Here is a 24,437-nt window from a genome sequence, read left to right on the forward strand (position 1 = left end):
GATGATGGAACATTTATCAATAGTTTTTGATGTGATTAAAAATTTAATCACATTTGATTTAGCAACAGTTCAAAAACATGAGTGGGAGATTTTCCAAGGTTATGGTTTTTTTGCACTCGTGATGTTTTTGTCAATAGTATTATATGCGTATTGGTATCATTTATATAGAACAGAAAAAAAAGGTGAGAGAAATTATGAAAATTATGCAAACCTTGCCTTAAAAGATGATATTGATGATAGTGTATTAGAAAGTAAAAGGAGTGCTTAATGCAATGGTTAAATTTAGAAGATAATGTTAATCTCTTATCTTTAATTGGAGCTATTCTTATCATTTTAATCACACTAGTTATTGTGGGTAGAATGTTTAAGCAAATGAAAGAAAAAAAAGGCGAGTCAGAGCTTAGTGAACATAGTTGGGATGGAATAGGAGAGTATAAAAATGCTGTTCCTACTGGTTGGGCTGTGGTATTTTTCCTGACTATTGTTTGGGCTATTTGGTATTTTCTATGGGGATATCCTTTAAATTCTTTTTCAAGTATAGGTCAATACAATGAAGAAGTAGCAACTCATAATACAAAATTCGAAGAAAAATTTAAAAATTTATCTCCTGAAGATAAAATAGCAATGGGTCAAAATATCTTTTTAGTTCAGTGTTCAGCTTGTCATGGAATTACAGGCGATGGTATCAATGGTAAAGCTCAAAATTTAAATATTTGGGGTAGCGAAGAAGGTATAATCAATGTAATTAAACATGGTTCAAAAGGTATGAATTTTCCAGGTGGAGAAATGCTTGGTGCTGCTGATTTAGGTGTGGCAGAAGAAGATATCCCTGCTATTGCTGCTTATGTAGCAAAAGATCTTTCAGCTATTAAGAAAACTGCAAATGAAAATTTAGTAGCAAAAGGTAAAGAAGCTTATGCAACTTGTGCAGCATGCCATGGAGAAGATGGAAAAGGTCAAGATGGAATGTTCCCAGATCTTACAAAATACGGTTCTGCAGCTTTTGTAGTAGATGTTTTACATAGTGGTAAGGCTGGTTTTATAGGAACAATGCCGAGTTTTCCAACACTTAATGATATTCAAAAAGAAGCTGTTGGCGAGTATGTAATTTCTCTTTCAAGGGGTGAATGATGGAAAATAATAATAGATGTGTGTTTTCTCTTTCAGGTGTTACAGGTATGTTAATTGCTACGGTTTTGTTACTTGCTATCTTAGTAGTTTTAACTATTTGGGGTCTTAAAGCTCAGCAAGAAGTGATGCAAAAGCCATATAGTCTTAAAGATGTACAAAGTGTAAAGATGTTTGGTTCAAAAGAACAAGATCATAGAAGTATAAAGGAAGCACAATGAGTAAGGCTTTGGAATATTTAATTGTTATTGGTTTAGTTGTTGCTGCTGCAATCACCGCTTGGTCGGTTTTGACCGTAAATCATCTTCATATAGGATGAAAAAAATATTACAAGATGGCTTTTTTTTAGCCATCTTCTTCTTTGTTTTATTGCCTTCTAGGGTTTTTGCTCTTGATGCTGTACTTTTTAATGAAAATATTTTAAGTCAAAAAGTAAGTAATGAGATTAATCTTATAGGAAAAGAGCTTTACCAAAAAAGTAATATTTTTATCGGTGTTATGGTTGGTGATAAAACTGAAATTGAAACTTTATTAAATAAACAAAAAGAACTTCCTCAATCTTATATATTGCTTCTTTTGTCGAAAAATTCTCACAAAGTTGATATAGTGGGCTCAAAAGGAGCTTTAGCTTTGATTGATAAAGAAGCTGTGCTTAGTCCTTATCCTGGAACAGGATCTATTTTGCCGATATTAGCTACAAATAAAGGTGATATTTATAATGCTGCTATACTTAATGGTTATGCAGATATTGTAGATCGTGTGGCAAAATCCTTAGGATTACAATTAGAACATTCTATAGGTAATGCAAATCGTGATACTATCAATATCTTAAGAATACTTATCTATGGATTTATTTGCTTTGCATTGTTATACTATGCACAAAGAAGAATAAAGAGGAAAAAAAATGTTAGAAACTAAAAAAAGTTTTTGGCCTTATGGTATTTTGCTTTCACTTTTGGCTATAATTATTGCTTGTATTGTAACGATTTTTATAGCAAGTCACCATCCTGTGTATGAGGATGATTTTTATTTTGACTCTTATCAAAATGTTGAAAATAATTACAATCAAATACAAAAACAACAAGTAAATTTTGATAAATTTTTTAAAGTAAATTTTCAAAATGATAAAATCACTTTTATTGGTAAAAGAAAAATTCCTAGTTATGAAGTGGATCAAAATTCCTATGTTGCAAATTTTAAAATTTCTGCATTACAAAATATAAATTCTGATGATTTAAAAGTTCAAGCTCTTCTTACAAGACCATTCACTAAAAATTTTGATCAAAAGTTAGAAGGACAAGTTAAAAATGGAATTTTAAGTATCGCTTTACCTAAACTAGATAAAGGTAGATGGGAGCTTAAGCTAAAGTTTTATGCAAATCAAGAAACAGTGGGTTTTTTTAGCTACGAATTAAATGCTCAATGAAATTAAGAATTTTTAGTTCTTCAAGACAAATTAGAGAGTATTATAACCAAAAAAAACAGCAAAATGCCTTATTAGATAGTGCTATTCATATAGGTGAATTTTTAGATAAAGTTTGTTTGAGCAATTTTCATAAGGCAAGTTCTTATGAAAGCTTGCTTTTAATGCAAGAAGCTTGTCTAAAAAGCAAGGATTTAGAAAAAAAACTAGGAATTTCGGTAGAATTTTTTGCTTTTTTGAAAAATAACGAATATCTTTTTTCTTTTTTTAAAGAACTTAGTTTAGAAAAAAAAAGCATAGAAGATCTTAAAAACAATGATTATTATGCTACCTATAATGAACATTTGGAAATTTTAGATGAGGTATATAAGAATTATCTTGCTTTGCTTGAAAAGAATTCTTTTTATGATGATCTTTCTTTGCCTAAAAATTACACTCTTAATAAAGATTTTTTAGATGAGTATGAAGCTATAGTTTATGATTTGCAAGGTTTTTTGAGTAAATTTGAAGAAAATTTATTAAGTGAAATTTCTCAGATTAAAGAAGTGGTTTTAAGTTTTAAAACAAGTAAATTTAATCTTGAATATCTTTTAAAACTTGATTTTTTAAAAACATTTGATTTAAAAATAAACACTCATTATGAAATCAATCTTTCAAAACAAGAGATTTTAAAAGAAGAAATTTTTAAAACAAAAAATTCAAAAATTAAACTCAAATCTTTTGAATTAAGGGCTTTACAATGCGCCTTTGTTATGGATGAAATTTCACATTTTGTACGCAAAGGTTTAAAGCCTGAAAATATTGTAGTTATAACTCCAGATGAAAGTTTTTGTGAGTTTTTAAGACTTTTTGATAAAGACAATATGCTTAATTTTGCAAGTGGGATTAGTATTAAAGAAAGTTTGTTTTATCAAAAATTTCAAGCACTTTATGAAAGTGCTAGTAGTGCTTCTTTTGTTTATAAAAATCAAGAGGATTATTTTGAAGACACGCAGATGATTTTTGATTATCACAATACGCTTTTACATTCTTTAAAGCTTGATTTTATAGAGTTTAAAAAGTATTTTGATGAGAAATGTGATTTTGAATATTTTGAAAAATTACTTGCTTTGTTTTTAGAAAATGAAAAGCAAGAGCTTGTTTATTTGATACGAAAAGAACTTTATTTTATTAAAGATTTATTGAAAAATCAGTCTTTAACTCTTAAAGAGTTGATCCATCTTTTTTTCATGCAAATTTCACAACTTTCCCTTAGTGATGTAGGCGGAGGTAAGGTTACGGTAATGGGACTTTTAGAAAGTCGTGGGCTTTGTTTTGATGGGGTAATTTTGGTTGATTTTAATGAAGAATTTATTCCTAAAAGAAGTGTTAATGAACTTTTTTTAAATAATGAAGTGCGTAAAAAAGCAGGATTGATTAGCTATGATAGAAGAGAAAATTTACAAAGATTTTATTATGAAAGCTTGATGAAAAATGCTTTAGAAGTAAGTATTTGCTTTGTGGAAAATGAAGAAAAGAGTAAATCACGTTTTTTAGATGAACTTGATTTTGACTTTTTTTATGAAACTCATATCCATCAAAAAGCTTATCTTAATGCTTTAAAATTAGACTATGAGGGCATAAAACCTAATCTAACTCCTATAAAAGCTCCTATTTTAAAGCATAATCCTTTCGAGTTTGCACTTTCTTTTAGTCGTTTTAATTTATTGGAAAATCAAAAAAGAACTTATTATTATCGTTATATTTTAAATTTAGCAGAACCTAGGGTTTTAAGCGAGGAAAGCAAAGCGAAAAATCAAGGAAATTTCATCCATAAAATGCTTGAAATTTATTATAAAAATTATGCAAATAATGATTTTGATATAAAAGTTTTTGCAAATTTATTGGATAAAGAATATCAAAAATACAATATTAGCGAACTTGATCTTGAAGTATTTAAATTAAAATTTATACAATTTGCTAAAAATGAAAAAGAGCATTTTTCAAAAGGCTTTTATGTCGCACATACAGAGCTTGAGTTAAATAATATTTTAAAGCTCGGAACAGATAGTATAAAACTTAAGGGCACTATAGATCGTATCGATAGTTCAAAAGAAGGTAATTTGATCATTGATTATAAAAGTGGAAAAGTACCAAGCAATTCTTATCAACTTGCTTTTTACCAAGCCTTATATGATGAAAATGCAAACGTGGGTTTTTATGATTTAAATAGTATGCAAATATTGCACCAAAAAGCTAAAGGTTTAGATGAACTAAGAGAAAGACTTAAAGACTTAGTTCTTATGAGCAAGGAAGAAATAGAGTTTGAAAATGAACAAGATGAGTACTGTCCTTATAAACTCATTTATAAAAAGGAATTAAAATGAGTCAATTTGAGCCTTTTTTGGCATTAGAAGCGAGCGCGGGAAGTGGAAAAACCTTTGCTTTGAGTGTGCGTTTTGTAGCGCTTATTTTAAAAGGGGCTAGGATTAATGAAATTTTAGCTTTAACTTTTACCAAAAAAGCTGCTAATGAAATGCAAAAAAGAATTATTGAGACTTTTTTAAATTTAGAAAAAGAAAATAAAACCAGTGAATGCAATGAACTTTGCAAGCTTTTAGGTAAAGATAAAGAAGAGTTTATTTCTTTAAGAGATGCTAAAAAAGAAGAATTTTTAAGAACAGAGTTAAAAATCAGTACTTTTGATGCTTTTTTCGGAAAAATTTTGCGTGTTTTTGCTTTAAATTTGGGCTTAAGTAGTGATTTTACAATGAGTGAAAAGAAGCTTGATGTAAGAGAGATTTTTTTAAAACTTCTTAAAAAAGATGAATTAAAAGATTTGGCTTATTATATTAATTTAGTTGATGAGAAAGAAAATTTTTTTAACGAGCTTGAAAAATTTTATGAGAATGCTTATTTTCAAAATCATCCTAAAATTCCAAATCCATCTAAAGCTTATATCAATAAAGCTTATAGTGAGTTAAGAAGTTATTGTTTGGGTCTTACTCATGTAAAAAATTATAAAAATTTGTGTGACAATTTTAAAAGCGAAGTTTTAGATTTATCCGTGTTTATGCAATCAAGCTTTATGACAAAATTTGAAAGTACAAAATATTTGCAAGATTTAGAAAGCACTAACTTGTATTTTAGCGCAAAAAGAATGGAGCTTATAAATGCTTTAAATACTTATGCTATAGAGCTTGAAAATTATAAAATTGCTAATTTAATGAATCTTTTAAATCATTATAGTGAAGCTAAAAATATATTTCATAAAGATAAAAATACCTTAAATTTCCAAGATGTGAGTAAAAAAGTTTATGAGTTAATAACCAGTGAATTTAAGGATATGATTTATTTTCGTTTAGATGGCTTTATTTCGCATTTACTTATTGATGAATTTCAAGATACAAGCGTGATCCAATATCAAATTTTACGCCCTTTGATCGCTGAGCTTGTTTCAGGAGAAGGGGCTAAGAAAAATCGCACTTTTTTTTATGTAGGAGATAAAAAACAAAGTATTTATCGCTTTCGTAAAGGAAAAAAAGAATTATTTGATTTGTTAAAACAAGAATTTAGTCAAATTAAAAGTGATAGTTTAAATACTAATTATCGTTCTAAAGAGCTTTTGGTTGATTTTGTTAATGAAACTTTTAAAGAAAAAATCAAAGATTATAAAGAGCAATTTGCCTTAGAAAGTAAAAAAGGCGGTTTTGTGCGTATTGTGGAATCTAAAGAACAAAAGGTTAAAAATCAAGCCCAAGAAATCAAGGAAAAGACTTTAGAAACTTTATTTGAGCAAATTAATTTTTTAAGATCTAAAAATATTTCTTATGATGATATTTGTATTTTGTGTTGGAAAAATAGCGATGCAGATATGGTTTTGGATTTTTTAAGAGAGCAAAAAATTCCCGCATTTACTCAAAGTAATGTTTTGCTTGAAAATAAAGCAAGCGTAAGACTTGTTTTAGAATATGCTAAATATTGTATTTTTGGCGATGAGTTTTACTTGGTATTTTTAAAAGAACTTTTAGGTTTTGAGCCCAGAAAAATCGCCCTTGATTTTTCAAAAAATGCTATGGAAAATGTACTTTTTTTAATAAAAGAATTAAAACTTGATTTAAATGATATCGCTTTAATGCAATTCATCGAATATGCTAAAACTAAGGAAAATTTTTTAAAACTTTTATTTGAGCCTTGTGCTTTGAAAATAGTAAGCGAACAAAATATGGGTATTAGTATTATGAGTGTGCATAAATCTAAGGGTTTGGAATTTGATCATGTGATTTTGCTTGATAGTTTATCTAAAAACAATTCAAACAATGAAGACATTATGCTTGAATATGATATCAATCAAGGTTGGCAACTCCATATTAAAGATAAAATTCGAGAGCTTACTAAAGAGCCTATTTATACTCTTTTTAAAGAAAATATTACAAGAGCAAATTATGAAGATGATATTAATAAACTTTATGTGGCTTTTACAAGAGCTAAGGAAAGTTTGATCATCGTGAAAAGAAACGAAGAAAGTGTAAATGGAAATTATCCAAGTTATTTTAAGGGGGGATTTTTAAATATACATTCTCAAGAGAGAGGTTTTTTAGAAAGCAAAGAGCAAATTTTAAGTGTTAAAAAAGAAAGTATTCAAGCTTTACAAAAATTTGAAAAAATTAGCCCACAAGAAGTTCAAAGTGAAGAAAAGCTTGATAGTAAAGAGCTATATTTTGGAAATGCTTTTCACTTTTTTATGCAAAATTTAAAACTCCCTAAGGGTGAAAATTTTCAAATACTTACTCAAAGATGCAAGAGCAAATTTAGACATTTTTTGGATGAGAGTGATTTTGAAAAGCTTTTTAAAAGAATTGAAATTTTGCTTAAAAATATTCAATTTCAAAATTTGATTGGTGATGGAAAGCTTTTAAAAGAACAAGCTTTGAGTTTTAATGGAGAAATTAAACAATTAGACTTGCTTGCTTTAAAAGATGAAGAAGCTTTTATAATTGATTATAAAACAGGTCTTGCTATGCAAGATAAACATAAAGAGCAGGTAAGAACTTATAAGATCGCCATTAGTGAAATTTTGAAGAAAGATAAAGTACGTGCTTTTATAGTTTATTGTTTGGAAAATGAAATTCAAATTTTGGAAATATAAACTTTATTTTTACTTAAATTAAGTAAAAATTAATATTATTTTTTATACAATCACATTTTAAATTTTTGGCAAAGGTAAAAATTATGACAAAGATAACAAAGCCAAACGAAGTAAAACGAGAATGGATTGTTTTAGACGCAGAAGGCAAACGCTTTGGTCGTCTTTTAACTGAAGTAGCAACAATTTTGAGAGGTAAAAACAAGCCTTGCTTTACTCCAAATGTTGATTGTGGTGATTATGTAATTATCATCAATGCTTCAAAAGCTGTATTTACAGGTGCTAATAAAGCAGAAGATAAGCTTTATCATAGACATTCAGGATATTTTGGAAGTGTAAAAAGCGAAAAATTTGGTGATTTACTTGAAAAAAATCCTGCAAAATTATATAAATTAGCAGTTAGAGGTATGCTTCCTAAAACAAATTTGGGCAGAGCTATGCTTAAAAAATTAAAAATCTATGCGGGTAGTGAGCACCCACACACTGCGCAAATTGCTAAAGAAGGAAAATAATCATGGCAACAACATACGCAACAGGTAAGAGAAAAACTGCTATCGCAAAGGTATGGGTAAAACCAGGTAGTGGTAAAATTAGTGTTAATGGTGTTGATTTAAACACTTGGCTTGGTGGACACGAGGCGATTAAGCTTAAAGTGGTTCAACCTTTACTTGTGACTAAACAAGAAACTTCAATGGATATTAAAGCAACTACTTTAGGCGGGGGCTATAGTGCTCAAGCTGAAGCTTTAAGACATGGAATTTCAAGAGCTTTAGCAGCTATGGATGCTGATTTTAGAGCCTTATTAAAACCTAAAGGACTTCTTACTAGAGATAGTAGAACTGTTGAGCGTAAAAAATATGGACGCCGCAAAGCAAGAAGAAGCCCACAATTCTCTAAACGTTAATATTTTTTGGTGGGATTTTCCCACCTTTCTACAATTTTTTATAAAACTCATCCTTTTTTCTATCATTTATGTTATAATTGCAAAATTTAAATTTTTATTTTATAACACAATGAAAGGTTTTTTCTATGAAAAAAATATTCTTATGTTTAGGTTTGGCAAGTGTTTTATTCGGTGCTGATAACAATGTAAAATTTGAAATCACTCCAACTTTAAACTATAATTACTTTGAAGGTAATTTAGATATGGATAATCGTTATGCACCAGGGATTAGACTTGGTTATCATTTTGACGATTTTTGGCTTGATCAATTAGAATTTGGGTTAGAGCATTATTCTGATGTTAAATATACAAATACAAATAAAACTACAGATATTACAAGAACTTATTTGAGTGCTATTAAAGGTATTGATGTAGGTGAGAAATTTTATTTCTATGGTTTAGCAGGTGGAGGATATGAGGATTTTTCAAATGCTGCTTATGATAATAAAAGCGGTGGATTTGGACATTATGGCGCGGGTGTAAAATTCCGCCTTAGTGATTCTTTGGCTTTAAGACTTGAAACTAGAGATCAAATTAATTTTAATCATGCAAACCATAATTGGGTTTCAACTTTAGGTATTAGTTTTGGTTTTGGTGGCAAAAAGGAAAAAGCTGTAGAAGAAGTTGCTGATACTCATCCAGCTCCACAAGCAAAATGTCCTGTAGAACCAAGAGAAGGTGCTTTGTTAGATGAAAATGGTTGCGAAAAAACTATTTCTTTGGAAGGTCATTTTGGTTTTGATAAAACTACTATAAATCCAACTTTTCAAGAAAAAATCAAAGAAATTGCAAAAGTTTTAGATGAAAATGAAAGATATGATACTATTCTTGAAGGACATACAGATAATATAGGTTCAAGAGCTTATAATCAAAAGCTTTCAGAAAGACGTGCTAAAAGTGTTGCTAATGAACTTGAAAAATATGGTGTAGAAAAAAGTCGCATCAAAACAGTAGGTTATGGACAAGATAATCCTCGCTCAAGCAATGACACTAAAGAAGGTAGAGCGGATAATAGAAGAGTGGATGCTAAATTTATTTTAAGATAATGAATAAAACTATTTTATTTGATTTAGATGGCACTTTAATTGATTCTACTGATGCTATTTTAAATTCTTTCCAAGGAGCTTTTAAAGCCCTTGGATTAACTTCTAAAAATAATGAAGAAATCAAAAATCTCATAGGTTATCCTTTAGAGCAAATGTTTAGAATGCTTTATCCAGATAAAGTAAATTTAAGTAAAGAATTTGTATTAGCTTATCGTGAAATTTATGCACAAATTTATTTAGAACAAACCACTCTTTTGCCTAAAGCAAAAGAAGCATTAGAACTTGGAAGCGAAATTGCAGATCTTGGTATAGTTACAACAAAAGGAGGTAAATTTACTCCGATTTTACTTGATTATTTGGGAGTTAAAAAATTCTTTAAAACTTTAATTACTCTTGAAGATGTCACAAATCCAAAGCCAAGTTCCGAGCCTATAATTTTAGCCTTAAAAAGACTCAATAAAACTCAAGAAAATGCCTATATGATAGGCGATACAATACTAGATATTCAAGCTGCAATTTCTGCTAATATCACTCCTTTGGCCTTAGCTTGTGGCTATGGCAATGAAAATGAATTAAAAGCCTATTCTATGGTATTTTTAAATGCATATGAGGCTGTTAATTATATAGCTAGATTAAACTAATTTCAAGTTTTCGTTAAACGCCTTTTAAGAGAATTTATAGTAAATTGATAGCTAAAAAATTATAAAAATTATCAATATAAAGGAAGGTCTCAATGGGTAAAATTATGAAAACTATGGACGGAAATGAGGCTGCTGCATACGCTGCGTATGCTTTTACTGAAGTTGCTGGAATTTATCCTATTACACCTAGTTCTCCTATGGCTGATTACACCGATATGTGGGCAGCTGCAGGCAAAAAAAATCTTTTTGGAGTTCCTGTAAAAATCGTAGAAATGCAAAGTGAAGCAGGAGCTGCAGGTAGTGTGCATGGATCTTTACAGGCTGGGGCTTTGACTACAACTTATACAGCTTCTCAAGGATTACTCCTTAAAATTCCAAATATGTATAAAATAGCAGGTCAATTACTCCCCTGTGTAATCCACGTAGCAGCGCGTTCTTTGGCTGCTCAAGCTTTATCTATCTTTGGTGATCATCAAGATATTTATGCGGCAAGACAAATTGGTTTTGCTATGCTTTGTTCGCATTCTGTGCAAGAAACCATGGACTTAGCTGGTGTAGCACATTTAGCTGCGATTAAGGGAAGAGTGCCATTTTTACATTTTTTTGATGGTTTTAGAACAAGCCATGAAATTCAAAAAGTTGAAGTGATGGATTATGCGCATTTTGATAGATTATTAGATAGAGAAGCTTTGCTTGAATTTAGAAATAATGCTTTAAATCCAGAAAATCCAAAAACACGCGGAACGGCACAAAATGATGATATTTATTTTCAAACTAGAGAAGTAAGCAATCGTTTTTATGATGCTTTGCCTGATGTTGTTAATGAATATATGCAAGAAATTTCAAAAATTACAGGTAGAGAATACAAACCATTTACTTATTATGGTCACAAAGAGCCAGAGCGTGTGATTGTTGCTATGGGTTCTGTAACTCAAGCACTTGAAGAGGTAGTGGACTATCTTAATGCTAAGGGTGAAAAAGTAGGGATTTTAAAAGTTTATCTTTATCGCCCATTTAGTTTAAAATATTTCTTTGATGTTATGCCAAAATCAGTGAAAAAAATCGCAGTTTTAGATAGAACCAAAGAACCAGGAAGTCTTGGGGAGCCACTTTATCTTGATGTAAAATCAGCTTTCTATGGAAGAGAAAATGCTCCTGTTATAGTGGGTGGAAGATACGGACTTTCTTCAAAGGATGTTGATCCTGCTCAAATGATAGCAGTATTTGAAAATCTTAAACTTGATAATCCAAAAGATGGCTTTACTGTAGGTATAGTTGATGATGTAACTCATACTTCACTGAGTACTGGAGAGAAAATTTCACTTGGAGATGAAAGTACGATCGAATGTTTATTTTACGGACTTGGTGCTGATGGAACTGTGGGTGCAAATAAAAACTCGATTAAAATTATCGGAGATAAAACGGATTTTTACGCTCAAGCTTATTTTGCTTATGATTCTAAAAAATCAGGGGGTTATACAAGAAGCCATTTAAGATTTTCTAAAAAACCTATTCGTTCAACTTATCTTGTTTCAACTCCGCATTTTATCGCTTGTTCAGTAGCGGCTTATTTGGAAATTTATGATGTTTTAGCAGGAATTCGTAAAGGCGGAACTTTCCTTTTAAATAGTATTTGGAATGCTGAAGAAACCATAAGACAACTTCCAGATGCAGTAAAGAAAACTTTAGCTGAAAAAGAAGTAAATTTTTATATCATCAATGCAACCAAACTAGCTCGTGATATAGGTTTGGGAAATCGTACAAATACCATTATGCAATCAGCTTTTTTCAAACTTGCAAAAATCATTCCTTATGAAGACGCACAAAAATACATGAAAGAGCTTGCGTATAAATCTTATAGTAAAAAAGGCGATGCTATTGTAGAAATGAATTACAAGGCTATTGATGTGGGTGCTGATGGACTTGTAAAAGTTGAAGTGGATCCAAATTGGAAAAATTTAGAACTTAAAGAAAAAGAACAAACCAATGCCTATAAAGGTACTGAATTTGTTGAAAAAATCGTAAAACCTATGAACGCAGCTAAGGGCGATGATTTACCTGTTTCAGCCTTTTTAGGTTATGAAGATGGAAGTTTTGAACACGGCACAACCGAATACGAAAAACGTGGTGTCGGGGTTATGGTGCCAAGATGGATAGAGGCAAATTGCATCCAATGTAATCAATGTGCTTCAGTTTGTCCACATGCTGTTATCAGGCCATTTTTGATCAATGATAAAGAAATGGCAAATGCACCTCGTGGTGTAAAAGATCATGCTTTAGAAGCTAAAGGAACTAAAGGAGAAAAATTAAGCTTTAAAATTCAAGTTTCTCCACTTGATTGTACAGGCTGTGAGCTTTGTGTTCATGAGTGTCCTACTAAAGAAAAATCTTTGGTTATGGTACCACTTCAAGAAGAGATGGATTTTGGTGAGCAAGAGAATGCGGATTATTTATTTAAAGAAATCACTTATAAAGATGATATTTTAAATAAAGAAACCACAAAAGGAGCACAATTTGCCCAACCTTTATTTGAATTCCATGGGGCATGTCCTGGATGTGGGGAAACTCCTTATATTACTTTAATTACAAGATTGTTCGGTGAAAGAATGATTGTGGCTAATGCGACAGGATGTAGTTCTATTTATGGGGGTTCAGCTCCATCAACTCCTTATAGAAAAAGTGTGAAAAATGGACATGGTCCTGCTTGGGGAAATTCACTTTTTGAAGACAATGCTGAGTTTGGTTTGGGTATGAAAATTGCAACTGAAAACACAAGACACCGCATTGAACATATCATGAATGAAAGTATGCAAGAAGTTCCAAATGCTTTATCAGCCCTTTTTAAAGATTGGATTGCAAATAAAGACAATGGTGTTATGTCTGTGGAAATTAAAGATAAAATGATCCCTATTTTAGAGCAAAATAAAAATATTAAAGCGGTGCAAGATATACTAGAGCTTAAACAGTATTTAAGTAAAAAATCTCACTGGATTTTTGGTGGTGATGGTTGGGCTTATGATATAGGCTATGGCGGACTTGATCATGTTTTAGCAAGTGGAGAAAATGTAAATATTTTAGTGCTTGATACAGAAGTTTATTCTAATACAGGCGGTCAAAGTTCAAAATCTTCTAGAACAGGAGCTGTAGCACAGTTTGCAGCAGCAGGCAAACCTATACAGAAAAAAGATCTAGGTCAAATTGCTATGACTTATGGTTATATTTTTGTAGCACAAGTAAATTCAACGGCAAATTATACTCATCTTATCAAAGCTATCACTGCAGCTGAGGCCTATGATGGACCATCTTTGGTGATTTGTTATTCTCCTTGTATAGCTCATGGTATTAAAGGTGGGCTTGGTTACTCAGGAGAGCAAGGTGAGCTTGCTACAAAATGTGGTTATTGGCCACTTTATACCTTTGATCCTCGTTTAGAAGAGCAAGGAAAAAATCCTTTAACTCTAACAGGAAAAGAGCCTGATTGGGATTTATATGAGCAATTTTTAATGAATGAAGTGCGTTATAATTCACTTAAAAAAGCAAATCCTGAACACGCTGCTGAGCTTTTTGAACGCAATAAAAAAGACGCTCAACGTCGCTATAGACAGCTTAAGCGTATCGCTATGGCTGATTATAGCAATGAGGTTGAAAGCTGATAAAATATATTTTTAGTGCTACATTGTGTTTTAGCACTTTGTTTGCACAAGATAATTTTGAAGAGTATTTTAAACTTATAGATAAAGAAAATCGCATAAATTTTAATACTCTTCAAAACCCATTTGTGAATCCTACTTTTGAAAAATTAAGACATATTAAAATTACTGCAATTATGCTTGATAAAGTAAAAATTTATGATCGATGGTATAAAAAAGGTGATATGATTGATGATGCTATAATACATGAAATAAATACTAAAGAGATTAAATTCCAATATGATAATTTAGAAATTGCAATCCAAATAAATAAAAATGATAAGATTAATATTAATTAACATTCTTTTTTGCCATTATCTTTATGCTTTAGATTGTCAAAAGCGTCTTTTTGATATCAGTATTAATGAAAAATTAAGCATACAAGAAAGTCTTGATGAGCTTGCAAAATATTGTTCTTTTAGTATTATTGTTAAAGATAAAATTGCCAAAGAAAAATTAGAAACGTTGCAAAACTCTGTCAATATTCATCAAATGAGTTTAGACGAAATTTTTAATTTTTTTATCAAAGAGCATGATCTTAGCTATGATTTTGATGGTAAAATTTTAAGAATTTCAGGCATTAATACGAAGATTTTTAAGATAAGTTATATCACTTCTATCAGAGAAGGACAAAGCATAACTAAAGCGTCTGTAGACGCTAAACCAAGGCAAAGTGAATATAGCGGTAGTTTTGATGACGCAGAAGACAATATGATTAAAAGTATGGAAAAATTTGATTTTTGGCAAAATATAGAAAAAGAGATTATTGTATTATTAAAAAATTCTCATGAAGATTATGAGGCTAAAACTCCCATTATAAATCCCAATGCAGGTCTTATTATAGTAACTGGAACAAATTCTCAGTTAAAAAGTGTGAAAAATTATTTGCAAAAACTAGAAAATCGTCTTAAAAAACAAGTTATTATCGATGTTAGTATACTTGCTGTGAGTTTAAATGAAAGCCATTCTAGTGGGATTAATTGGCAAAATTTTAATATAGGTTTAAATTCACAAGTAAATAATGAAAATTCTTTTATTCAGTTTCAAAATGGGCAAGGTTTTGTTAAGAATTTGGGTTTAAGGGCGAATTTAAATTTTGATTCTATTATTAACTTTCTTTCTCAAAATGGAAAAACTAGCGTGCTTTCTAATCCAAAGCTTATGGCTTTAAATAACCAACAAGCCATTATTTCTGTAGGCGATACTATAAATTATCAAGTTAAAGAAAGTTCTAAAGGTACTGAAAATGGGACTACTGTTAGTGAAAGTTATAATAATTATTCTATTTTTGTAGGCATTTTACTCAATATCTTGCCTGAAATTTCTGATGATGGAAAAATAATGCTTAGGATTAATCCAAGCTTAAGTGATTTTAAGTATCCAGAAGATAATAAACGACAAAAAGAACCAAGAACTATTGCTCCTGATACCATACAAAAAAAGCTTTCTAGTGTTGTGCAAGTAGAGAATAATCAAACTTTAATTTTAGGTGGATTGATTTCTCACGATAAATCTAATGAGAAAAATTCTATCAATTTTCTATCAAAAATTCCAATCCTAGGTTCTTTGTTTAAAGGAGAAGTTTTAAATTCTAAAGCAACCGAAATTGTTTTTATTATCACTCCAAGTATAGTAGATAGTGTAAACGCTCCAAGTCTTAAAGATCTAGGATTTAAGCATTATGAGTAAAATTATTCCATTTAGAGAAGAAATTTTTCATCAAATCAATCAAATTTTAGAAAGCCAAAAAGCTTTTATTTTTTTATGGGGAAAAAGTGGTAGCGGTAAAAGTGTATTGTTGCAAAGATTGGCAAAAAAATATAATGTTGGTTTTATTAATGAAAATTTTAAAGATCAGAGTTTCTTAAAAGAAAAAATTGAGTTTTTGATTTCACAAGGTCAGAGTTTAATCATTCTTGATGAAGTAGGAATGTATGATTATGCAATGCTAGAAAGCATTAGGATTTATAGTGATTCTATAAGTTTTGTTTTAAGTTCTCATAAAAAGTTAAATATACTTAAAAAAGAGCATTTTAAAAGTCGTTTAAGTGCTTGTTTTGAATTGAAAAATATTAGTCTTTTAGAGCTTGATGATTATATTAAATTGAAATTCGGAATGAATTTTTCAAATAAATGTCTTAAGTTTTTACAAAAAATTTCTCAAGGAAATTTAAGATATATTGATAAAACTTTAAAAAGTTTTTATGAGATAAATAGTTTTTTTGATAAAAATAAAAGTCAAGAGTATATTTTAAAGCTTAGTGCTTTAGAGAATGGCTTATTAAGGTAAGATATGCAAGAAAGAATTAAAGAGCTTGAGCTTAGGTATAAATACTTTTTACTTAAAAAATATTTAAAATATTTATTGTTAGTTATTTTAATATCAGTTATAGCATTTTGTTTTTTTGTGCTAATGCAAAAATATAATAAGCAAAAAAATATTTATTTGCAAGCTATTGAACATAAAAAGCATTTAGAGCAAAAGATTCTTCAAGCGCAAATTTTACAAGAAAAAAATAAGATTTCTAGGGAAAAGTTATATAAAGAACTAGAAGAAGTTAAAGCGGTGCAGGAAAATACACATATTAGTAAGATAGAAATTGATTCTAAAATTTTAAATATTTCTGATTTAAAAAAATCTTTTTATCAAAATCCAAGCTATGAAAAGGCTTTAAATCTAGCTAAGAAGTATTTTGATATTAAAGCTTATCAAAAGACAATATTTTGGGCTTTAAAAGCCAATGAACTTGACAAGCAAAAACAAGATTCTTGGCTGATTTTTGCTCAGGCTAAAAGAGCTTTAGGCGAAGAAAAAGAAGCTCAAAGTGCTTTAGATGCTTATATAAATTATTATGGTTTAATGGAATTAGATGGAAAGTAGAATGGATAAAATTTTTCAAGCTTATATTGATAATGAAATAAGTCTTGATGAAATTTGCACTAAATTTAATATCACTTCTTGGGATTTTTTTAAAAAATTAGCAAATTTTTGTAATTTACATTTTGTTGATTTAGATGAAGATAATGATTTTATTGATGAAGGTATACCTTTTTCTTTACTTTTAAAATTTAAATTTCTGCTTATTAAAAACAATGACGGCTTTATGATTATTAGATCCAAACCTTGTTCTTTAGAGCTTTTAGAGCAAGTTAAGACTTTTATGATTTGTGAAAAAATCGACACTGCAATTGCCGATGAATTAAAGATAGCTAAAATTTTAAATCAAATTCGCATTCAAGAGGAGATTAAAAGATTAAGCATTAAGCTTAGACTTGAATGGCAAGAAAATCAAAAAAGAGATGATCAAAGTTGCATCAGTCAAATTTTTGATTTTTTATTACATGAAATTTTATCTTTTCATGCGAGTGATATTCATATAGAAGCAAGGAATGATGACGCTTTGATTAGATTTAGGGTTGATGGAATTTTGCGTGAATTTGCTATTTTTGAGAAGGATATTTATGAAGCTTTGGTTTTTCATGTCAAATTTTTAGCTTGTTTGAATTTAGCTGAATCAAGAAAAACGCAAGATGGAAGTTTTGAATTAGATTTTGAAAATGAAAGATATGATTTTCGTGTTTCATGTTTGCCTTTGATTTATGGCGAAAGTGTTGTTATAAGAATTTTAAAACATGATAAAGAAATTTTGGATTTGTATAAACTAAATCTTGGAAATAAAAATTTAGAAATTTTAAAAAAGATTTTACATCGTCCCAATGGAATGATTTTATTAACCGGCCCTACAGGTAGTGGTAAAAGCACAACTTTATACGCGTGTTTAAATGAGTTGAAAAGTATTGAAAAAAAGATTATCTCCGCAGAAGATCCTATAGAGTATAAAATTCCTTTAGTGCAGCAAATTTTGCTCAATTCAAAAGTTGGAGTCGAGTTTAATAGTGTTTTAAGAGCAATTTTAAGGCAAGATCCTGATATTATCATGATAGGAGAAATTCGCGATGAAGAAAGTTTAGATATTGCACTTAAAGCTTCTTTAACAGGTCATTTGCTTTTAAGCACCTTACATACTAATGATGCTCTTAGTACCATTGATAGGCTTTTGGATATGCAAGCAAAAAGTTACTTGATAGCATCGGCTTTGAGTCTTGTTATAGCACAGCGTTTGGTTAGAAAACTTTGTCCTTGGTGTAAGCAAAAAAGCAAAAAATATTATATTGAATTTGAAGGTGAATTTTTTGAACCAAAAGGATGTGAGCGTTGTCATCATAGTGGATTTTTTGGCAGAGAATTAATCGCTGAGTGCTTAGAGATCAATGAAGATTTAGCTTGTGCAATTAGGGAAAATCAAGATAAAACGATTTTAATGGAGCTTGCAAAAAAATATGGTTTTCAAACTATGTTTGAACAAGGTTTAAAAAAAGCCAAAGAAGGTCTTACAAGTATAGATGAGCTTTTAAGGGTTGTAAGATGAAATTTTATGAAGTAGAATTTCTTAAAAACAATCAAAATTATACAAAAACTATAAAAGCTGAAAATTTAAATACAGCACAAGCAAAAGCCTTATCAAAGAATTGGAAAATCATTAATATAAAAGAAATTCAAAAATCTAATTTTCAGAGATTAAAAGATGAAAATTTTATACTCTTTTTTAAAGAGCTGGCTTTGTTGTGTGAAGTTGGATTAAGTGTTCAAGAAGCGATTAGAGAATTATATCTTATGCATTCTTGCAAGATTATGAAAAAAATATTAGACAATTTAATTTTAGCTCAAAATCTAAATCAAGCTTTTGAAAATGCTAATTTTGGATTAAATCGTGCGGAGTTAGCCTTGATTAAAACGGCTGAAAAGACAGGAAAAATCAGCGAAGTGTTTAGTCAAATTTCTAAACTTCGAGAAAAAAGCTTAGAGACTCAAAAACAATTAAAAAAGGCTTTTAGATATCCTACTTTGGTTTTTTTAAGTATTATCGGAGCATTTTTGTTTTTAATGCTTTTTGTAGTGCCTAATTTTAAAGATTTATTTGAAAATTTAGGCACGAGTTTGCCTTTTATCACGCATGTAATGTTAGAAATTTATAATTTTTTAGATGACTATGGAATTTTTTGCATATTTTTGTTTGTTATTTTTATTGTTATGCTTATTTTAGCTTATAAAAATTTTCATTCTTTTGCTTTTTCTTGCGATTTTTTATTTTTAAAAATACCTTTGATTTCTCGTTTGATTATTTATAATCAAAATTATTATTTTTTTATGGTTTTTTCTTTGCTTTTAAAAAATGGAATTTCAATATCTAAAGCTTTTGATTTAGCTATTATAGGGCTTGAAAATAAATTTTTAATTTTTCAGTATAAAAAACTTTTTAGTTTTATAGATTCTGGTCTTGAGTTAAGTCAGGCTTTTAAAAAGATTGATATTTTTGATTCTTTGGTGTTTTCTATGCTTAGCGTTGCGATGAAAAGTGGAAGACTTGAAGTGTTAAGTGAAGAAATTGCCAAATATTATCAACAAAAAAGTGAAAATTTAATGGATAGATTTTTGGTTTTTTTAGAGCCTATGATGACTTTATTTGTGGCGCTTTTAGTTTTGTTTTTGGCTTTAGGTATATTTTTACCTATGTGGGAGCTTAGTTCGGGTATAAATTTTATCTAATTATTTTAGGAGATCTTCTAATTCTTTACATTCATTTTTAAGTTTTTGAAGCAAAGTTTCTGCTTGGTAAACCTATCATTAAAAGTTTATAAACCTTGGGGCGATCTTTTTTCCACTTGCGTAAGGTTTTGACATTTATATCAAGTTTTCCAGCTATATCTCTTTGTGTCATTTAAAATCCAAAATTTTTATTAAATTTATCTTTAAATGCTTTAAAAGACAACAAGGTAAATTTAGGACTAAAATTTTAAAAAATAGGACTTATCGATGTTAAAAACTGTCGATGAAAAAGGCAATATAATTTATGGAGATTTATCTTTACAAAAAAATTTAAAGCTAGAATTTAAAGGATACAACAACATAGTCTTTTTTGCAGGCGCTTCTTCTTCTATTAATATTATTTTTTGCCAAAATAATTCTTTAGTTTTTATAGGCGACAAGGCAGGAAGTGGAAATATTAAAATATCTAATGATAGTGTTTGTTATATTGGAAATAATACTTCTTTTAACGGCGTACATATGGGTGTTTTTGAGAGTAAAAATATTATTATAGGCAGCGATTGTATGTTTTCATGGGGAATTTGGCTAGATACAACTGATCATCATATGATTTTTAGTGAAAGTTATGAACGTATAAATGTTGGTAAAAGTATCTATATGGGCGATCATATTTGGTGTGCGAGAGAACTTGCTATCTTAAAAGGAAGTTTTGCAGCGAGTGGATGCATTTTAGGGGCAAGAAGTGTAAATAGTGGAGTGAAATTTTCAAATTCCATTTATGCGGGAAATCCTTCAAAGTTTATAAAAAGCGATAATTTTTGGACTAGAGATCATACACCTCATTTAACAAAAAAACAAGTTGGGGAGTATCAAAATATGTCAAAAAATGATTTTATTTTTAATTTTGAAAAAGATAAATTTCTAGATCCAAGTTTGATTGAAGCAGAGCTTGAAAAGTTCGAAACTGCAGCGCAAAAATTAGAATTTTTATATGATTATATTTACAATAATACCCATAAAAATCGTTTTGCTTTGTTTAAAGATAGTGATACAAGTGAGTGCAAGCTTTATAAAGATGAAAGTAAAACGCCTTTTTCAAAATTACAATTTGAAAATCTTACAAAACAAGAAAATTTTATATCAAAGCCCTTAGGAGCAGTATGCTTAGTGAAAAATCATCTTTCTTATAAGTTAGGTATAGCAATGATAGAAAATTCAAAAAGCTTCAAAGGATATTTAAAAATGCCCTTTGTGCTTATAAAAATTTCTAAAGCTCATAAAAAATTAGCCAAAAATAGGGTGGATTTAGAAAATTTTAGCGATTATGAAGAGGCCTTAAGATATAAAAATTATTTTTCATATAAACTAGGAAATGCTTTGATACAAGCACATAAAAATTGGTATAAAGGCGGATATATTAATTTTTATTTTGAAGTGTTAAAAATTAAAAAAGATTTTAAGAAAAATAATCCCAAGCTACTTTAATGATAGTAGCTCCTACAACAATTAAAAATAAAGTTTTAATAAACTTTCCATTAGTTTTTAATACAAGTTTTGAGCCTAAATAAGCTCCTAAAACTTGTCCTACGCCCATAAGCAAGCCTACAGCCCATAAAAGTTCGTATTGCCATAAAAATATAGCAAGGGCAATAATATTACTAGTGAAATTTAAAATTTTAGTATTAATGCTTGCTTTTCTCATATTAAAACCTAGTAGCATCACACAAGCAAAAATCCAAAATGAACCCGTTCCAGGCCCTAAAAATCCATCATAAAATCCTAAAGTTAAGCCACAAATTAAATGAAAAATTTTGATATTTTTTATTTTAGGTTCACTTTCGTGTTTGCCTAAGTTAGGACGTAAGGCTGTATATAAGAAAGTAAGAGTTAAAAAGATTAAGATAATAAGCTTTAATTGCTCATCTTTTACAAAAAGAACGCTATAACTTCCTATAGCTGCTCCTAAAGCTGTAAAAAAAACACCCCAAACAAGATGAGGTAGAGTAGTGGATTTAAAATAAGTTAAAGTAGCCGTAAAAGAACCAAAGACGCTTTGGAGTTTGTTTGTTGCTAAGGATAAATGCGCAGGAATTCCACAGGCTATGAGTGCTGGTAGAGTAATAAGTCCTCCTCCGCCTACAATAGAATCTATAAAACCAGCAAAAAGGGCTACAAAAAAAAGTATGAAATAATAAATCATATCTAAGTGCTCAAAGCCCATTTTTCACTCCTTAAATTTGTCAATTTCCTTACTTTGTCCTAAACGATAGAGTGCAAAGTCATATTTTATGGGATCATTTGCATCTAATTTTTTTAAATTTTGCGTGAGTTCTAAAACACTTTTATAATCATATATTTTACGCTTTAGAAGTCCTAAAGTCAAGGAAATTTTATGTGTATGTGTATCAAGTGGAATTAAAAGATCTTTGGTGTGAATTTTGGTAAAAAGTCCAAGATCAAGTTCATCTTTTCTAACCATCCATCTTAGATACATATTGTAGCGTTTAAGAGGTGAAGTAGGGCTGTTTTGCCAAATTTTTCCAAAGAAAAAATCATACCCATAACTTGAATATGAATTTAAGGTTTTGATTTTTTGCATAAAAGCTAAGATGGCATCTGTGGTATTTTCTCTTTTTTGATAGGCTTGATAAAAAAGTTCGTAGAGTGAAATTTCATTTTTCAGTCTTGAAAGAGTGATAAAAATTTCTTGTATATCTTTCTCATTTTGGAAGCGGTATTTTAAATTTTTAAGTTCTTTTTTTATTTGTTTTTCTTGAAGGTTTAATAAAGAAAAATCAAGTTTTTTTAGAAAATTTACTATATTTTTAGCATTTCCATAGGCAAATAAAGCACAAATTAAGGCAATAAATTCATCATTGTGAATTTTAGCAATTTGCAAAGGATCTGGAGTTTCAAAAAGAGAATGATTGGTATTTTTTTGATTGGCTAAAAAATCAAGCTTAGCTTTAAGATGGATAAAATTTTTCACTTGATATTACTAGAGCTTAAGATTTAAGCCCTAGTAAGGTATCAAGCATTTGATCTACGGTTGAGACGATTTTTGCTGCAGCACCGTAACTTGATTGGTATTGTATAAGAGCGGCTAATTCTTCATTTGTATTTACACCACTTTTAGATTGGTATTCGCTATAAACAGAATTATAAAGAGTTTCATTGCTTGAATTTACGACATTGTTATTTTCACCATCTGAGGCTATTTTACCTGTAAGTTTGCGGTAATATTCTTCCATGGTAAGATTATCGATGGTGCCATCTTCATTATAAAAATTAACTTTTTCATATTGAAGTTGGATGATTTTATTTGCCATGTCATTGCCACTATCAACCCCATTTAAGCTTGCTCTTACTGTACTTGGATCATTTAAGATGGAATCTTTTACTTTCATGTCACTTGCATCAGTTCCGCTGAAAAAACCACCTATACTAAACGCACCTGCGAAATTTGTACCCTTATCTTCAATGGCTACCTTAAAACCTGGTTTTGCATTGATTTGAAATAAACCATCTCCAGTTTTTGCATCGTAGCTAAAACTTGCATTGATATGATCATCAACATCATCGTTTGAATTTTTATTGTCATTATCATCTGTATTAGCATTGATTTGACGCATGATATCATTCATGGTTGTATTTACATCTATGGTGATGGTTTTGGTGAGTTTTTTATCGCCTTTATCATCATAAATGACTATATCAAAACTTCCTGGTTGTATGGTTCTATCGTAATTAACTAAAGGAATATCTCCCTTAAGCCCAGATAGATAATCAGAAGTGACAGAACTTTTCGCAGAACTCGCATAAAGATTGTTAGTTTCATTGATCATGGTCTTAGCAAAAGTATCTAAAGAGTCCATATAACCTTGGATAATTCCATCTTCATATTTTCCTTCGCTTTTGCTATAGTTTCTACCGCGTAAGTCAAGTTGAGCACCAAGCTGTCCACCGCTAATCTTGGCAGTAAGATCGCGAACTTTTTCATCAGGAGTTTCATAATAAATGCTATAAGATTTATTTTTATCATCATAATCAAGCTTTAAAGGATGAAAATTTATTCCATCTACTATACTAAAACCTTCTATACTTAGATTGTATTGATGTCCTGGATCAGTGATGGTTGTATCAAGACGATTATCTTGATTGATTTCATTTTTACTTGCAACTGCGCTAACTAGCTTTGAAAGAGTGAGTTCAAGTTCATCTCTTCTATCCCTAAGCTCATTTGCGTGTTCTGTTGGTAAGGCTTCTTGTCCATAAATTTGTTTATTTATGGTGGCAATTTCTTCGCCAATTCTATTAATCTCATCAACCGTATTTTTAATATCATCATTTACTTTTTTTTGGATTTTATCCAAGGTTGCAAAAGTGTTATTAATGCTTTCTGTTAAGGTTTGAGAAGCTTTTACAAGGGCTATTTTTGTGGCATTTTCATTGGGGTTAGATGCAAAATCATTCCAAGCTTTGTTATAATTTTCTAAATCTTTCAAAATTCCAGTATTTTGTAAGTCTGGAAAACGCTGAGCGATTTCTTGTAAGGTTGAGGCCATATATTTAGTGTATTCTAGTTGGTTTGATGCACCTTTTAATTTATAATAAGAATACTCATCATGCAAACGTACTATACTTTCTATAGCAGTTCCTGTGCCTACTTGAACTCCACCTGTGGTAATATACCCATTTGTAGTTTGCACCACTCTTTGGCGTGTATAAAAAGTTGCATTAGCATTTGAGATATTATTTCCAGTTGTTGCGATTTGAACTTCGCTTGCCTTTAAGCCTGTAACACCTGTGTATAATGTTCCAAAAATACCCATTA

24 protein-coding genes are annotated in these 24,437 nt (G+C 29.8%); 20 read left to right on the forward strand and 4 right to left on the reverse strand.

What is annotated here, in order from left to right; genetic code table 11:
- Positions 1-4: 4 nt before the first annotated feature.
- The 19 genes from ELQ09_RS00350 (at position 5) to ELQ09_RS00440 (ending at position 19,603) form a co-directional block, all read left to right on the forward strand.
- On the forward strand, positions 5-268 hold the full coding sequence (locus ELQ09_RS00350) for a cytochrome c oxidase, cbb3-type, CcoQ subunit (RefSeq protein ID WP_002851307.1): 264 nt from the start codon (positions 5-7) through the stop codon (positions 266-268).
- Positions 268-1,131, forward strand: coding sequence for a cbb3-type cytochrome c oxidase N-terminal domain-containing protein (locus ELQ09_RS00355; protein ID WP_002851306.1), 864 nt, complete (start codon positions 268-270; stop codon positions 1,129-1,131). The genes ELQ09_RS00350 and ELQ09_RS00355 overlap by 1 nt, the downstream gene beginning before the upstream one ends.
- Positions 1,128-1,349, forward strand: a complete 222-nt coding sequence (locus ELQ09_RS00360; RefSeq protein ID WP_072224426.1) for a DUF4006 family protein — start codon at positions 1,128-1,130, stop codon at positions 1,347-1,349. Before ELQ09_RS00355 ends, ELQ09_RS00360 begins: the two co-directional genes overlap by 4 nt.
- Positions 1,346-1,447, forward strand: a complete 102-nt coding sequence (locus ELQ09_RS00365) for a hypothetical protein (protein ID WP_002858872.1) — start codon at positions 1,346-1,348, stop codon at positions 1,445-1,447. The genes ELQ09_RS00360 and ELQ09_RS00365 overlap by 4 nt, the downstream gene beginning before the upstream one ends.
- Positions 1,444-2,046, forward strand: a complete 603-nt coding sequence (locus ELQ09_RS00370; protein ID WP_002851454.1) for a hypothetical protein — start codon at positions 1,444-1,446, stop codon at positions 2,044-2,046. Before ELQ09_RS00365 ends, ELQ09_RS00370 begins: the two co-directional genes overlap by 4 nt.
- Positions 2,033-2,554 carry a FixH family protein gene (locus ELQ09_RS00375; protein ID WP_002877447.1) on the forward strand — a complete coding sequence of 174 codons (522 nt, stop codon included), beginning with the start codon at positions 2,033-2,035 and terminating at the stop codon, positions 2,552-2,554. Before ELQ09_RS00370 ends, ELQ09_RS00375 begins: the two co-directional genes overlap by 14 nt.
- Positions 2,551-4,917: a PD-(D/E)XK nuclease family protein gene (locus tag ELQ09_RS00380; protein WP_134263685.1), complete on the forward strand. Its 2,367-nt coding sequence runs from the start codon at positions 2,551-2,553 to the stop codon at positions 4,915-4,917. Before ELQ09_RS00375 ends, ELQ09_RS00380 begins: the two co-directional genes overlap by 4 nt.
- The gene (locus ELQ09_RS00385) at positions 4,914-7,679 is read left to right on the forward strand and encodes a RecB-like helicase (protein ID WP_134263686.1); all 2,766 of its coding nucleotides are present in this window, start codon (positions 4,914-4,916) and stop codon (positions 7,677-7,679) included. Before ELQ09_RS00380 ends, ELQ09_RS00385 begins: the two co-directional genes overlap by 4 nt.
- Before the next feature lie 83 nt (positions 7,680-7,762).
- Positions 7,763-8,188, forward strand: a complete 426-nt coding sequence (gene rplM / locus ELQ09_RS00390) for a 50S ribosomal protein L13 (RefSeq protein ID WP_002779321.1) — start codon at positions 7,763-7,765, stop codon at positions 8,186-8,188.
- A 2-nt stretch (positions 8,189-8,190) separates the two neighbouring features.
- Complete coding sequence (rpsI, locus tag ELQ09_RS00395) at positions 8,191-8,580, forward strand: 30S ribosomal protein S9 (protein ID WP_002851459.1); 390 nt, start codon at positions 8,191-8,193, stop codon at positions 8,578-8,580.
- 125 nt (positions 8,581-8,705) lie between these two features.
- Positions 8,706-9,665: a fibronectin-binding outer membrane protein CadF gene (cadF, locus tag ELQ09_RS00400; RefSeq protein ID WP_088303597.1), complete on the forward strand. Its 960-nt coding sequence runs from the start codon at positions 8,706-8,708 to the stop codon at positions 9,663-9,665.
- Positions 9,665-10,306 (forward strand): HAD family hydrolase, encoded by a 642-nt coding sequence (locus tag ELQ09_RS00405; protein WP_002867040.1) that lies wholly within the window; start codon positions 9,665-9,667, stop codon positions 10,304-10,306. Before cadF ends, ELQ09_RS00405 begins: the two co-directional genes overlap by 1 nt.
- Before the next feature lie 92 nt (positions 10,307-10,398).
- Positions 10,399-13,959, forward strand: coding sequence for a pyruvate:ferredoxin (flavodoxin) oxidoreductase (gene nifJ / locus ELQ09_RS00410; protein ID WP_134224844.1), 3,561 nt, complete (start codon positions 10,399-10,401; stop codon positions 13,957-13,959).
- A gap of 23 nt (positions 13,960-13,982) precedes the next feature.
- The gene (locus ELQ09_RS00415) at positions 13,983-14,294 is read left to right on the forward strand and encodes a hypothetical protein (RefSeq protein ID WP_002862131.1); all 312 of its coding nucleotides are present in this window, start codon (positions 13,983-13,985) and stop codon (positions 14,292-14,294) included.
- Positions 14,272-15,684 carry a pilus (MSHA type) biogenesis protein MshL gene (gene mshL, locus ELQ09_RS00420; protein WP_002862130.1) on the forward strand — a complete coding sequence of 471 codons (1,413 nt, stop codon included), beginning with the start codon at positions 14,272-14,274 and terminating at the stop codon, positions 15,682-15,684. The genes ELQ09_RS00415 and mshL overlap by 23 nt, the downstream gene beginning before the upstream one ends.
- Positions 15,677-16,285: an ATP-binding protein gene (locus ELQ09_RS00425; RefSeq protein WP_070316799.1), complete on the forward strand. Its 609-nt coding sequence runs from the start codon at positions 15,677-15,679 to the stop codon at positions 16,283-16,285. Before mshL ends, ELQ09_RS00425 begins: the two co-directional genes overlap by 8 nt.
- 3 nt (positions 16,286-16,288) lie before the next feature.
- Complete coding sequence (locus ELQ09_RS00430) at positions 16,289-16,876, forward strand: hypothetical protein (protein ID WP_002936491.1); 588 nt, start codon at positions 16,289-16,291, stop codon at positions 16,874-16,876.
- Positions 16,866-18,425 carry a GspE/PulE family protein gene (locus tag ELQ09_RS00435; protein ID WP_070316800.1) on the forward strand — a complete coding sequence of 520 codons (1,560 nt, stop codon included), beginning with the start codon at positions 16,866-16,868 and terminating at the stop codon, positions 18,423-18,425. Before ELQ09_RS00430 ends, ELQ09_RS00435 begins: the two co-directional genes overlap by 11 nt.
- Complete coding sequence (locus ELQ09_RS00440; protein ID WP_070316801.1) at positions 18,422-19,603, forward strand: type II secretion system F family protein; 1,182 nt, start codon at positions 18,422-18,424, stop codon at positions 19,601-19,603. The genes ELQ09_RS00435 and ELQ09_RS00440 overlap by 4 nt, the downstream gene beginning before the upstream one ends.
- Before the next feature lie 37 nt (positions 19,604-19,640).
- Here the strand turns inward: ELQ09_RS00440 and ELQ09_RS08475 are convergent, their stop codons facing one another.
- The gene (locus tag ELQ09_RS08475; RefSeq protein ID WP_257841183.1) at positions 19,641-19,775 is read right to left on the reverse strand and encodes a hypothetical protein; all 135 of its coding nucleotides are present in this window, start codon (positions 19,773-19,775) and stop codon (positions 19,641-19,643) included.
- Between the two features lie 95 nt (positions 19,776-19,870).
- Between ELQ09_RS08475 and ELQ09_RS00445 the strand changes: the two genes are divergently transcribed.
- Complete coding sequence (locus ELQ09_RS00445) at positions 19,871-21,088, forward strand: hypothetical protein (protein ID WP_134224843.1); 1,218 nt, start codon at positions 19,871-19,873, stop codon at positions 21,086-21,088.
- Here the strand turns inward: ELQ09_RS00445 and ELQ09_RS00450 are convergent.
- The 3 genes from ELQ09_RS00450 to flgK are packed head-to-tail and all read right to left on the reverse strand — an operon-like array spanning position 21,060 to position 24,435.
- Complete coding sequence (locus ELQ09_RS00450) at positions 21,060-21,824, reverse strand: TSUP family transporter (RefSeq protein ID WP_070300830.1); 765 nt, start codon at positions 21,822-21,824, stop codon at positions 21,060-21,062. The genes ELQ09_RS00445 and ELQ09_RS00450 overlap by 29 nt on opposite strands.
- A 3-nt stretch (positions 21,825-21,827) precedes the next feature.
- Positions 21,828-22,592, reverse strand: coding sequence for a TIGR02757 family protein (locus ELQ09_RS00455; protein ID WP_134224842.1), 765 nt, complete (start codon positions 22,590-22,592; stop codon positions 21,828-21,830).
- Between the two features lie 16 nt (positions 22,593-22,608).
- Positions 22,609-24,435 carry a flagellar hook-associated protein FlgK gene (gene flgK, locus ELQ09_RS00460; RefSeq protein ID WP_088303592.1) on the reverse strand — a complete coding sequence of 609 codons (1,827 nt, stop codon included), beginning with the start codon at positions 24,433-24,435 and terminating at the stop codon, positions 22,609-22,611.
- Positions 24,436-24,437 lie beyond the last annotated feature (2 nt).

Origin of the sequence: Campylobacter sp. CH186, assembly GCF_004378925.1 — a bacterium.
GTDB lineage: Bacteria > Campylobacterota > Campylobacteria > Campylobacterales > Campylobacteraceae > Campylobacter_D > Campylobacter_D jejuni.

Bases quoted from the DNA above. Each gene is read 5' to 3' on its own strand.
- ELQ09_RS00350 (WP_002851307.1), top strand. From the start codon at position 5: ATGGAACATTTATCAATAGTTTTTGATGTGATTAAAAATTTAATCACA.
- ELQ09_RS00355 (WP_002851306.1), top strand. From the start codon at position 268: ATGCAATGGTTAAATTTAGAAGATAATGTTAATCTCTTATCTTTAATT.
- ELQ09_RS00360 (WP_072224426.1), top strand. From the start codon at position 1,128: ATGATGGAAAATAATAATAGATGTGTGTTTTCTCTTTCAGGTGTTACA.
- ELQ09_RS00365 (WP_002858872.1), top strand. From the start codon at position 1,346: ATGAGTAAGGCTTTGGAATATTTAATTGTTATTGGTTTAGTTGTTGCT.
- ELQ09_RS00370 (WP_002851454.1), top strand. From the start codon at position 1,444: ATGAAAAAAATATTACAAGATGGCTTTTTTTTAGCCATCTTCTTCTTT.
- ELQ09_RS00375 (WP_002877447.1), top strand. From the start codon at position 2,033: ATGTTAGAAACTAAAAAAAGTTTTTGGCCTTATGGTATTTTGCTTTCA.
- ELQ09_RS00380 (WP_134263685.1), top strand. From the start codon at position 2,551: ATGAAATTAAGAATTTTTAGTTCTTCAAGACAAATTAGAGAGTATTAT.
- ELQ09_RS00385 (WP_134263686.1), top strand. From the start codon at position 4,914: ATGAGTCAATTTGAGCCTTTTTTGGCATTAGAAGCGAGCGCGGGAAGT.
- rplM (WP_002779321.1), top strand. From the start codon at position 7,763: ATGACAAAGATAACAAAGCCAAACGAAGTAAAACGAGAATGGATTGTT.
- rpsI (WP_002851459.1), top strand. From the start codon at position 8,191: ATGGCAACAACATACGCAACAGGTAAGAGAAAAACTGCTATCGCAAAG.
- cadF (WP_088303597.1), top strand. From the start codon at position 8,706: ATGAAAAAAATATTCTTATGTTTAGGTTTGGCAAGTGTTTTATTCGGT.
- ELQ09_RS00405 (WP_002867040.1), top strand. From the start codon at position 9,665: ATGAATAAAACTATTTTATTTGATTTAGATGGCACTTTAATTGATTCT.
- nifJ (WP_134224844.1), top strand. From the start codon at position 10,399: ATGGGTAAAATTATGAAAACTATGGACGGAAATGAGGCTGCTGCATAC.
- mshL (WP_002862130.1), top strand. From the start codon at position 14,272: ATGATAAGATTAATATTAATTAACATTCTTTTTTGCCATTATCTTTAT.
- ELQ09_RS00425 (WP_070316799.1), top strand. From the start codon at position 15,677: ATGAGTAAAATTATTCCATTTAGAGAAGAAATTTTTCATCAAATCAAT.
- ELQ09_RS00430 (WP_002936491.1), top strand. From the start codon at position 16,289: ATGCAAGAAAGAATTAAAGAGCTTGAGCTTAGGTATAAATACTTTTTA.
- ELQ09_RS00435 (WP_070316800.1), top strand. From the start codon at position 16,866: ATGGAAAGTAGAATGGATAAAATTTTTCAAGCTTATATTGATAATGAA.
- ELQ09_RS00440 (WP_070316801.1), top strand. From the start codon at position 18,422: ATGAAATTTTATGAAGTAGAATTTCTTAAAAACAATCAAAATTATACA.
- ELQ09_RS08475 (WP_257841183.1), bottom strand. From the start codon at position 19,775: ATGACACAAAGAGATATAGCTGGAAAACTTGATATAAATGTCAAAACC.
- ELQ09_RS00445 (WP_134224843.1), top strand. From the start codon at position 19,871: ATGTTAAAAACTGTCGATGAAAAAGGCAATATAATTTATGGAGATTTA.
- ELQ09_RS00450 (WP_070300830.1), bottom strand. From the start codon at position 21,824: ATGGGCTTTGAGCACTTAGATATGATTTATTATTTCATACTTTTTTTT.
- flgK (WP_088303592.1), bottom strand. From the start codon at position 24,435: ATGGGTATTTTTGGAACATTATACACAGGTGTTACAGGCTTAAAGGCA.